Source organism: Rheinheimera sp. (genome assembly GCF_036568245.1).
Lineage (GTDB): Bacteria > Pseudomonadota > Gammaproteobacteria > Enterobacterales > Alteromonadaceae > Alishewanella.
In genome coordinates this window covers 1-8,896 of sequence record NZ_DATCSY010000285.1, presented here as the reverse complement: position 1 = coordinate 8,896, position 8,896 = coordinate 1, and the positions used below count along the sequence as shown (strand labels likewise).

The following is an 8,896-nucleotide window of genomic DNA, read 5'->3' as shown; positions in this document are numbered from 1 at the left end:
GAACCGGTTAGTAACAATGCAGTGGCAAGTGTCACTATCCGGGGCAAAACCTATATTGCCAGCTTTATGGGCATAGGTCCGGGTAAGCAGCACAGCGATGTTCACAATAAAGTATTCATGCACACTTTAGGCGAGTTTGGCTGGCATGAAATGCCGGACGTTCCCAGTCAGCAGCGGTTACAGGGCCGCATTGCTGCAAGCGCCGTAGCGTTAAATAACAACTTTTTTGTCTTTGGTGGTTTTGCGGTAAATGCCGATGGTACAGAGCAAACCGCAGCTGACAGCTATCGCTTTGACCCTATCACCAAACGCTATACACGCCTGAACGATATCCCCGTCCCGGTAGATGATGCAGTCGCCCTGACCTACCAAAACCGCTACATTTATCTTGTCAGCGGCTGGAGCGACCACGGCAACGTGAATTTAGTGCAGTTGTTTGATAACTATACCCAGCGCTGGTCACAGGCTACGCCGTTTCCGGGGAAACCGGTGTTTGGTCTGGCCGGCGCTATGGCGGATAACCAGATGCTGCTGTGCGACGGCGTAGCATTGGAATACTATCGTGATAAAAAACGGGAGTACAAAGCAGAACCCGCCTGCTACCTGGGTACGGTTGGCAACAACGCTAACCAGATAGACTGGCGCATAGTGCCTCATCCTACTGGTAAAGCCCGTTACCGCATGGCAGGCATTAACACTGAAGTTGCCGGCAAACCGGTACTGGCTTTTATTGGCGGTAGCACCACCGCTTACAACTATAACGGCATTGGCTATGACGGCAGTGCGGCTGCCCCTGACAGTAAAGTCTGGCTTTATTCGCTGGCCGAACAACGCTGGCTGAACGCCGCCGATACCACCGCCGTGATGGATCTGCGTGGTCTAATCAAAGTGGATGGTGATATCTACACGGTCGGCGGCATGCAAAGCAGCCAGCAGGTCAGCTCACAGCTGATTAAACACACATTAAAACTCCAATAGAATTGGTTCTGCCGCCTTGCTAGAATGGCGGCAATTTTTTAGCACGAATACGAGAATACGATGCGCAGCAGTCAGTACTTACTATCTACCGTTAAAGAGACCCCAGCCGATGCCGAGGTTATCAGCCATAAATTAATGCTGCGTGCCGGCATGATCCGCCGGGTCGCTTCGGGCATGTATACCTATCTGCCGACAGGCGTGAAGGTACTGCGCAAAGTTGAACAGATCGTGCGTGAAGAAATGAATAAAGCCGGTGCCATTGAAGTGTTAATGCCAATGGTGCAACCAGCTGAGCTGTGGCAGGAATCTGGTCGTTGGGACAAAATGGATGCTGAACTGCTGCGTTTTAAAGACCGCCATACCCGCGACTTTGTGCTGGGGCCAACGCATGAAGAAGTCATTACCGACTTAGTACGGCGCGAAATTACCAGTTACAAACAGCTGCCATTAAATCTGTATCAGATTCAGACCAAATTCCGTGATGAGCGCCGGCCACGTTTTGGTGTAATGCGTGCGCGCGAGTTTTTAATGAAAGACGCTTATTCTTTCCATTTAAGCCAGGACAGCCTGCAGCAAACTTATGACGCTATGTATCAGGCCTACTGCAACATCTTCACCCGCCTCGGGCTGGATTTCCGTCCTGTGCTGGCCGATACCGGCGCCATTGGTGGTAGCATGTCACACGAGTTCCATGTACTGGCAGCATCCGGGGAAGATGCCATTGCATTCTCTGACAGCAGCGACTACGCCGCCAATATCGAAATGGCTGAAGCTGTTGCCCCTGCCGGTGAGCGCGGCGCAGCAACGCTAGCGATTAGCGAAGTTGCCACACCCAATGCTAAAACGGTGGCAGATGTCGCCAGCGTGCTGGGGCAACCTCAGAGCCTGGTTAGCAAAACACTTATCGTATACGGCGTTAAAACAGAAGCCGATAAAACACAGCCGCTGGTCGCGCTGGTGCTACGCGGCGACCATGAACTGAACGAAATAAAAGCCGAGAAGTTACCACAGGTTCAAAGCCCACTGGTATTTGCCAGCGAGGAGGAAATTCGTGCAGCTATCGGTGCAGGCCCGGGTTCACTTGGCCCGGTAGCGATGCCACTGACGGTTATTGCCGATCGCAGTGCGGCGCACCTTAACGACTTTATCTGTGGTGCCAACAAAGATGGCTATCATTTAACCGGCGTTAACTGGGATCGTGATATTAAGAATTACAGCGTTGCAGACCTGCGTAATATCGTTGAAGGCGACGCCAGCCCATGCGGTAACGGTAAACTGGTGATAAAGCGCGGTATTGAAGTTGGTCATATCTTCCAGCTCGGCGATAAATACTCACAGGCATTAAAAGCCGGCGTACTGAATGAAGAAGGTAAGCACCAGATCATGACGATGGGCTGCTATGGCGTGGGTGTATCGCGCATCATCGCAGCGGCAATTGAGCAGAACAACGACGAATACGGCATTATCTGGCCAGATGCGATAGCACCGTTTCAAATTGCATTAATTCCGATGAATATGCACAAATCAGTGCGCATTGAAGAGGCGACAGTACGTTTGTATAACGAACTGACCGCAGCAGGTTTTGACGTGTTATTTGACGATCGTAAAGAGCGCCCGGGCGTAATGTTTGCCGATATGGAGCTGATGGGTATTCCACACAGCATTGTTATCGGCGAGCGCAACCTGGACAACCAGCAGGTTGAGTACAAACACCGCCGTAGCGGCGAGAAAGAAATGCTGGATATCGCCGGTGTTGTTGCAGCCATGCAACAAAAACTGGCAAAGTAAGTCAGTATCCAGACACAAAAAAGGCAGCCGAAGCTGCCTTTTTTATTTCGCTGATATCAGAACAACAAATTCTTACCGAAGAATATAGTCGATACCGTATTGACGAAGATCACCGCTAAAATTAGCGGAATAAAAGTCCCTAAAGAGAAATTTACATACTTCTGCAACAGTGAACCGGCAAAAGAGCTGTTTCCCTGGCTGATTTCAGCATCAAAATTATGTTTCTTCCAACGGTAGATAACGAATAAACACAGCAGCAAACCGTTCAGTGGCAGGATAGTTTCATAGAAAATATCGTACACCACATCAAAAAATGATTTATTCACCCCGCCGTAAGAGAGCAGGTTACTGAACAGTTCTACCCGGCCAAAGGACAAGGCTGAAAACACCGCCAGCAGGATCATCACAGCACCCAGTGAATACAGTGCAGTGCGGCGGCTCACGCCTTTTTGGTCCATCAGGCTGCATACCGGCACTTCAATAATTGACACCAGCGATGTCAACGCAGCGAAGAATACCAGCAGAAAAAAGAAACCGGCAACAAAAGAGGCACCAAAGTAGCCGATATCAGCTTGCATGGCTAAAAAGATTTTCGGTAAGAAAGTGAAAATCATACTGATACTGGATTCAGACAGCGTGCTTAACTGAATATCCGGGTTAAATGAGAATACCGCAGGTAAAATTAACAAACCCGAACAAGCCGCGACCAGTAAGGATAACCCCGCCACCATTTTACCGGCCTGGACGATATTGTTGTCTTTTTGAATATAAGAACCGTAAGTGATCAAAATGCCCATCGCCAGCGATAACGAGAAAAATGCCTGTGCCAAGGCACCGTTCAGCACCTTACCGGTAAGCTTGTCAAACTCCGGCACAAGGAAAAACTTCACGCCCAGCATGGCGTTATCCAGCGTAAATACATACAGCACCAGGGCTATCAGCATGACAAATAGCATAGGCATCAGCACACGGGCTGCTTTTTCAATACCCTGCTTTACCCCTCCCTGTAAAATGGTAAAGGTCAGGCCAATAACAATCACCATATAGACAAACAGCTCATTGCTGTTGATGAAGTTACCAAAACTGTCCGGCCCGGCCAGTTCATTCAGCTGCCCCAATACCGACTTTCCAAGGTAGCCAAAAATCCACACGGTGATCACCAGATAAAACACACCGATCATAAAAGGTGTGATAACCGACATCCAGCCAACGGTGCGCCAGGCGCGGTTCTGGCCAATTTCGCTGTAGGCTCCCAGCGGGTTTTGCCGGGTGTGACGCCCCAGGCTCATCTCTGCCAGCATCACCGGCAGACAAATAAAGAACACGAAAAAGGCATACATAATTAAAAAGGCGGCACCGCCGTTTTTACTGGCCATAACCGGAAAGGCGACCAGATTGCCGATACCTACGGCTGAACCGGCAGCGGCCAGCACAAAGCCAAGGCTTGAACTAAATTGTTCACGTTTCATTGCTACGCGGACTCCCTGAATATTTCTTATTAGAATGTCTGAGCAAGGCTCAGTAATATAAGTAGCGCCCTGCATGCTAACAGGCTGTTGCGGCAAATCCTAGTCTGCACTGCTCCGATGCGTGCAATATCATTGGCGAAGCGTTATCAATCTGCTAAGGTGCGCCAGTAAAAACAGGCTCTGCAAAAGGACTTATCTATGTTCTACATGATTTATTCTGAAGATGTTGCCAACAGTCTGGATAAACGTCTGGCAACCCGCCCGGCGCATCTGGCCCGGTTAGAGCAACTTAAAACCGAAGGCCGTTTACTGTTGGCTGGTCCAACCCCAGCCATTGATAGCGCAGACCCAGGCCCTGCTGGTTTTAGTGGTTCGCTGGTGGTCGCCGAATTTGCGTCACTGGCTGAAGCACAGCAATGGGCTGATGCCGATCCCTATCTCGCCGCAGGTGTGTATCAACGTTCAACGGTAAAACCGTTTAAAAAAGTACTGCCATAACAGCCAAACTGAGGAAGACAGGAATGAGCCATATTTTACTTACCGGTGGTGCAGGTTACATTGGCAGCCATACGGCGCTGGAGCTACTGAACGCCGGTTTTAACGTACTGAGCTTCGACAACTTCAGCAATAGCTCTGATACAGCATTAAAGCGCGTAGAGCAGCTCAGCGGGAAAAGTATTATCAGCGTGAAAGGTGATATCCGTGATGAGCAAGGGCTACGGGACGTATTCAGCCAATACGATATTGTTGCAGTTGTGCATTTTGCCGGCTTAAAAGCCGTTGGTGAATCAACCCAAATTCCACTGCATTACTACGACAATAACGTTGCCGGCACCGTTACCTTATGCCGTGTTATGCGCGAGTTTGGGGTGAAAAAACTGGTTTTCAGCTCGTCAGCAACCGTGTACGGCGATGCTAAACAGGTACCCATCCCTGAAACCGCCCCCCGCTCTGCCACTAATCCTTATGGTCAGAGCAAACTGATGATTGAGCGTATTCTGGAAGATCTGGTAAAAGCAGAGCCAGACTGGGGCATTACACTGCTGCGCTACTTTAACCCGGTCGGCGCGCATGACAGCGGCCAGATTGGTGAAGACCCTAACGGCATTCCGAACAATCTGATGCCGTTTATCTCTCAGGTGGCCGTTGGTAAACGTGAGCAATTAAGCGTGTTTGGTGACGACTATGCGACGCACGACGGCACAGGCGTACGTGACTATATTCATGTTGTGGATTTAGCCCGCGGCCATGTTAAAGCACTGCAGTATCTGCAAAACAACACCGGCATTGAGGCAATAAACCTGGGCACCGGTACCGGTTACAGTGTGCTGGATATGGTAAAAGCCTTTAGCGACACCAATCAGGTGGCTGTGCCTTATCAGATAGCACCGCGCCGCCCTGGTGATATTGCAGTGTGTTATGCCGAACCGGCTAAAGCCAGAACCCTACTTGGCTGGCAGGCGGAGAAAACACTGGACGATATGGTGCGAGACAGCTGGCGCTGGCAGTCAGCAAACCCTAACGGTTATAGCAACTAACTGATTAGCCCAAGCTCCAGTGCCAGCAATACAGCCCGGGTGCGATCACGCACCCCGAGTTTAGCCAGTATCGCTGAGCACTGGTTTTTAACTGTACCTTCAGATTTATACAGCGCCGACGCGATTTCTTTATTACTGTAACCGCCCGCCATAAGCTGCAGAATTTCCAGCTCTTTATCGCTTAAGGGTTCAATATGAGCAGGCATGGTGAAATTACTATCGGCTTGACGCATTGTACTGAGCAAGCGCTCTGTAATATTCGGTGCAAACCAGCTACCACCGGCCGCCAGAGCTTCAATAGCCTGGATCAGAGTTTCCAGCGACACATCTTTTAGTAAAAAGCCTTTGGCGCCGTGGCTGATACTTTTTAGCACCAGCTCATGCTCATCAAAGGTAGTTAAGATCAGTACCGGCGTATTGATATGTGCCTGTTGTAAGGCTTCCAGTGTCTGGATACCGTTCATCACCGGCATCGACAGATCCAGTAAAATCACCTCAGGCTGACTTTGCATTACGCTGGCGATGACTGAAGTGCCATCGGCACATTCTGCCACCACCTCTACTTTGTCCGATAACGCCAGCAAACTCCGGATACCATCGCGGATTAATTTCTGATCATCTGCCAGCAACACTTTAATCATGTTGTTGCTCCTGATATGGCAGCTGAATGGTCAGTGCCATCGCCCCCGCCTTGTTGCTAAAGCGGATACTGCCGCCACATTCAGCGATGCGCTCCTGCATACCTTTAATGCCATTGCCAGGCTGCCAGTTACCTGCCAGCCTGCCATTGTCATGCAGCTGAATAATTAACTGACCGTCCGAAATACCAGCATTGATGTGAAGTTCAGTGGCAGCACTGTGTTTCATACTGTTGCTCAGTGCTTCCTGTATTACATAAAGTAAGTGCTGTGCTTGCTGTAAATCCTGTAACTTTATCCGCGGTTCAATCTGCTGTTTTAACGTTAAGTGTTGTGGTAGCAGTGCCAGTAACGGCGTCAACGCATCAGCTAACGGCATATCGGCATACTGCCGCATGGTGCTGACGGCTTCGCGTACATCCGATAACAGTAACCTGGCCAGTTGATGGCACTTATCAATCTGGGCTTTTATCTCACCGTCACACTGATGGCTGGCAACCTGCAGCTGGATTGTCAGGGCGGTTAAATGATGCCCGACTAAATCGTGCAGATTGCGGGCAATGCGGGTACGCTCGCTCTGCCGACTGGCGGCCTGCAATAACTGCTGGGTCGCCTGTAATTGCTGATGCTTTAGTTCAAGCTCAGCTTTCGCATTTTGTGCATCGCGGCTGGTGCTTTGCACCATCAGCGCAAACATGTGAAAGCTGCCATACAGTAACGCACTTATCCACGTTGGGCTTTCACTACGCAGTGCTACCAGAGTAAACCAGGCCGCTACGACCAACACGATAACAGCAACAGCAACAGTTGTACGCAGCACAAAAGGCAGCATGGCTGCCCAAATAATGGTCAGAATGGCGAGAAAATCAAAATACCGCACAGGTAACAACCAAAGTAACGCGAAAGCCGTGGCCAATTGCAGTAAAAGTAATGGCTGTGCCCAACGGCTTGCCAGGTTATAGCGGCTGTTATCGTTGGTAAGCAGGTAAAATAACGCACCATACAGCAAAAATAATGCATGTATCGGCCAGACATTGCGCGGCCAATTTATTCGTTGCAGCAAATACAGGGTTAAGCCATACACCAGTAGCCAGGTGGCTAAACCGGCCAGGGTCGCAACATCAAATTTCGTTTTCATCTGTGCATTATGCGCAAAGCCGGCAGAACCACAATAGGCCAGAAGTCATAGTGCAAAATCCTGACTTATGGCACCTGTCTTAACAGAAGTTGCCGAGTAAGCTCTTGCTGTCAATCACGGAGGCTTATTATGCACACACTTCATACCGTTTTACTTTATCTGCACATAGCACTTGGTGCTGTGGCTTTGTTACTTTACTGGCTTCCCATCATAGTGCGTAAAGGCAGTAAACTTCATATCAGCGCGGGCAATATTTTTTATTACATTATGCTGTTGGTGTCGGGCTCCGGCGTGGTATTAAGTTCACTGGGCTTAGCTGACCCGGTTGCTATTTATGCTGCAGGAAAACAGTTAAACCCTGAACAAATACAACGCATGCTGGTGTGGCGGGTGCCGTTATCGCAATTTCTATTACTGCTTAGCCTGTTAACCTGGGTCACTGTGCGCCACGCTATTGGCGTACTTCGCACCAAACATAATCGGGCGCTGCTGCGGCGCTGGAACTATCAAGGCCCGGTGTTTTTGCTGTTCCCTACTGCTTTATATGTTGCCTGGCAAGGGCTAAGTGTCGGTATGCCATTGTTAATCATCTTTGCCGGCGTCAGTTTAGTAACGGCGTCCACAATCAGTTGGTATGTGTACAAAGCAGAAGTCAGCCCGCGCGCCTGGATTATCGAGCATTTCAGCGCCATGGTAGGCAGCGGTATCGCCGTTTACACTGCGTTTTTTGCCGCCGGCGGGCGCAGAGTATTGGCCGAGCTATTACCTGATAACTGGCTTCTGGTTAGCTGGCTGGCAGCGCCGGTAATTGGCACAACTGCACTTGTTGCCCTGACAGGCTACTACAAACGCAAATATAAAGTTCAGCCAAACAAGGCTTTACAACAAGGCTAGAACCGGCTTACTGTCGTGCTACTTCTGGCCAACACAGCATAACCAATATGAAGCACTCTGCAGTACATGACAAAGTTATCTGGATCACCGGTGCCTCAGGCGGCATCGGTGAAGCCCTGGCCCGCGAACTGGCAGCTGATGGTGCCAGACTTGTGTTAAGCGCTCGTCGCAAAGACGAACTGCAGCGGGTTAAAGCCAGTCTGGCTAACCCACAGCAGCACTTGCTGTTACCGCTCGATATTACTGATGACGCTGCCATCAGCGCAGCGATCTCAAGCATACAGCAACACATCGGCGGTCTGGATTGGCTGATTAATAATGCCGGTATCAGCCAGCGTGCACTGATACAAGACACCAGCTTTGAAACAGAGCGGCGTTTGTTTGATGTCGACTACTTCGCTCAGGTGAACCTGACCAAACACGCCTTGCCACTGCTATTGGCGGACGACGGCG

Annotated in this window: 9 protein-coding genes; 6 read left to right on the top strand and 3 right to left on the bottom strand. The window is 50.1% G+C overall.

Annotated features, from left to right (window positions below; genetic code table 11):
• The coding region (locus VIN66_RS12950) for a galactose oxidase (RefSeq protein ID WP_331924368.1) at positions 1 to 978 on the top strand (978 nt) is incomplete at its 5' end.
• A gap of 60 nt (positions 979 to 1,038) precedes the next feature.
• Positions 1,039 to 2,766 (top strand): proline--tRNA ligase, encoded by a 1,728-nt coding sequence (locus VIN66_RS12945; protein ID WP_331924367.1) that lies wholly within the window; start codon positions 1,039 to 1,041, stop codon positions 2,764 to 2,766.
• A 56-nt stretch (positions 2,767 to 2,822) separates the two neighbouring features.
• On the opposite strand, the gene VIN66_RS12940 is transcribed toward VIN66_RS12945, so the two are convergent.
• On the bottom strand, positions 2,823 to 4,235 hold the full coding sequence (locus VIN66_RS12940; protein ID WP_331924366.1) for a sodium-dependent transporter: 1,413 nt from the start codon (positions 4,233 to 4,235) through the stop codon (positions 2,823 to 2,825).
• A 198-nt stretch (positions 4,236 to 4,433) separates the two neighbouring features.
• Between VIN66_RS12940 and VIN66_RS12935 the strand changes: the two genes are divergently transcribed.
• Complete coding sequence (locus tag VIN66_RS12935) at positions 4,434 to 4,733, top strand: YciI family protein (protein WP_134056327.1); 300 nt, start codon at positions 4,434 to 4,436, stop codon at positions 4,731 to 4,733.
• Positions 4,734 to 4,756: 23 nt separating this feature from the next.
• On the top strand, positions 4,757 to 5,773 hold the full coding sequence (galE, locus tag VIN66_RS12930; RefSeq protein WP_331924365.1) for a UDP-glucose 4-epimerase GalE: 1,017 nt from the start codon (positions 4,757 to 4,759) through the stop codon (positions 5,771 to 5,773).
• Here galE and VIN66_RS12925 read toward each other — a convergent pair.
• Entirely contained in the window at positions 5,770 to 6,414 is a 645-nt protein-coding gene (locus VIN66_RS12925; RefSeq protein WP_331924364.1) for a response regulator transcription factor, read from the bottom strand. The two genes, galE and VIN66_RS12925, sit on opposite strands and share 4 nt — an antisense overlap.
• The gene (locus VIN66_RS12920; RefSeq protein ID WP_331924363.1) at positions 6,407 to 7,549 is read right to left on the bottom strand and encodes a sensor histidine kinase; all 1,143 of its coding nucleotides are present in this window, start codon (positions 7,547 to 7,549) and stop codon (positions 6,407 to 6,409) included. Before VIN66_RS12920 ends, VIN66_RS12925 begins: the two co-directional genes overlap by 8 nt.
• 129 nt (positions 7,550 to 7,678) lie before the next feature.
• Here VIN66_RS12920 and VIN66_RS12915 point away from each other — a divergent pair, with 129 nt between their 5' ends.
• Positions 7,679 to 8,443: a hypothetical protein gene (locus VIN66_RS12915; RefSeq protein WP_331924362.1), complete on the top strand. Its 765-nt coding sequence runs from the start codon at positions 7,679 to 7,681 to the stop codon at positions 8,441 to 8,443.
• 47 nt (positions 8,444 to 8,490) lie between these two features.
• Positions 8,491 to 8,896: SDR family NAD(P)-dependent oxidoreductase (locus tag VIN66_RS12910; protein ID WP_331924361.1), on the top strand; the 406-nt coding region annotated here is incomplete at its 3' end.

Coding starts and splice junctions, on each gene's coding strand:
- VIN66_RS12945 (WP_331924367.1), top strand. CDS start 1,039: ATGCGCAGCAGTCAGTACTTACTATCTACCGTTAAAGAGACCCCAGCC.
- VIN66_RS12940 (WP_331924366.1), bottom strand. CDS start 4,235: ATGAAACGTGAACAATTTAGTTCAAGCCTTGGCTTTGTGCTGGCCGCT.
- VIN66_RS12935 (WP_134056327.1), top strand. CDS start 4,434: ATGTTCTACATGATTTATTCTGAAGATGTTGCCAACAGTCTGGATAAA.
- galE (WP_331924365.1), top strand. CDS start 4,757: ATGAGCCATATTTTACTTACCGGTGGTGCAGGTTACATTGGCAGCCAT.
- VIN66_RS12925 (WP_331924364.1), bottom strand. CDS start 6,414: ATGATTAAAGTGTTGCTGGCAGATGATCAGAAATTAATCCGCGATGGT.
- VIN66_RS12920 (WP_331924363.1), bottom strand. CDS start 7,549: ATGAAAACGAAATTTGATGTTGCGACCCTGGCCGGTTTAGCCACCTGG.
- VIN66_RS12915 (WP_331924362.1), top strand. CDS start 7,679: ATGCACACACTTCATACCGTTTTACTTTATCTGCACATAGCACTTGGT.